The organism is Atopobacter sp. AH10 (assembly GCF_003664595.1).
Classification (GTDB): domain Bacteria; phylum Bacillota; class Bacilli; order Lactobacillales; family Aerococcaceae; genus Atopobacter.
Genome location: NZ_QXPZ01000072.1, coordinates 1 through 230, shown reverse-complemented (window position 1 = coordinate 230; position 230 = coordinate 1). Strand labels below are relative to the sequence as shown.

Sequence of the window (230 nt, the reverse complement as noted above, 5' to 3'; positions counted from 1 at the left end):
GCATGGCGACGTCCTACCCTCGCAGGGAGAAACCCCCAACTACTATCGGCGCAAAGAAGCTTAACTGCTGTGTTCGAGATGGGAACAGGTGTGTCCTTCTTGCCATTGTCACCACACTATTGAGTGTTTGTTCACTCATAACTGAATCTAACGCTTGACCTTTACCGTAAACTACGTTTTCTTTCTTTCCTTTACTTACCTTCTTTGGATAAGTCCTCGATCGATTAGTA

1 rRNA gene is annotated in these 230 nt (G+C 45.2%); it reads right to left on the bottom strand.

From position 1 onward, the window contains the following. Positions 1-116: ribosomal RNA gene (gene rrf, locus D3H64_RS10050) — 5S ribosomal RNA — on the bottom strand. Positions 117-230: the final 114 nt, after the last annotated feature.